This is a genomic window from Marinomonas sp. S3726, assembly GCF_000967665.1.
In the GTDB taxonomy this organism is placed as follows: Bacteria; Pseudomonadota; Gammaproteobacteria; order Pseudomonadales; family Marinomonadaceae; genus Marinomonas.
In genome coordinates, this window is the sequence record NZ_JXYC01000059.1 from 1 (window position 1) to 736 (window position 736).

Consider the following 736-nt stretch of genomic DNA (forward strand, 5'->3'; position numbering starts at 1 on the left):
GGTGGTTGCTTTCACCGAAGAAATTGAAGCGGCTAAGGCGTTAATTGACTCGTGTTTATCACGCTGGAGTGAAGGTGCAAACGGCAACATTAAGGCGGTCGTTGGTCAAGCATTTCGAACGAATAATAAAGACGAAATTAAGACTGGAAAAATTCTTGATTTGATGCGTTTAAACATCGAAGACGAAGAATGGAACCGGGCAATGGAAGCGTTAAGAGACGCTTTAAAGTCTGTCGGTACTGCGGTTTATGTTCGCTTTTATGAACGCGTCGAAAACACAAATCAGTATGCTGCAATTCCACTTGATATCTCAGCTTTGTAGGAGGTGCAACGTGGCGAAAAGTAACCCAAAAGATCCTATCGAATTAGCTGTTGAATCTGTTTTGGTTTGTCCTTTTTCGATTCGTGATTATGAGCGTTATTTAGAGAAATTAGTGTCTAGAGCAGCTATTGAATTAAGCGGTGTTCAAGGTAGTACAAAAGCGGCTTCATTTGTAAAAGGTGTGGGGTGCTGCTTGGAATTAGAACACGGTGGTCGGGCCTAATGGTCTACTTTCATTTAGCGCATGCAGCAGGCGTTTCTAAGCTGCTGCTCGCTTATGACGTAACTGTAATTAAAGCCCAAGCAAACAAAAATGGCGTGCAAATAGTCACTAAAGAGCCTCTCCCAGTTCAGTTGTTCGAGTTTATTGAAAATGAATCAGAACTGGGGAAATTCCTCTTTGGGGTCTGGGTA

The 736-nt window shown here is 42.7% G+C and carries 3 protein-coding genes; all 3 read left to right on the plus strand.

Annotation, left to right across the window (positions count from 1 at the left end):
• Positions 1 to 322: DUF3164 family protein (locus TW85_RS24860; protein ID WP_046019832.1), on the plus strand; the 322-nt coding region annotated here is incomplete at its 5' end.
• A gap of 10 nt (positions 323 to 332) precedes the next feature.
• Positions 333 to 545, plus strand: a complete 213-nt coding sequence (locus tag TW85_RS24865) for a hypothetical protein (RefSeq protein ID WP_046019833.1) — start codon at positions 333 to 335, stop codon at positions 543 to 545.
• A partial coding sequence (locus tag TW85_RS26555; protein WP_046019834.1) for a hypothetical protein occupies positions 545 to 736 on the plus strand: 192 nt, incomplete at its 3' end. The genes TW85_RS24865 and TW85_RS26555, both read left to right, overlap by 1 nt.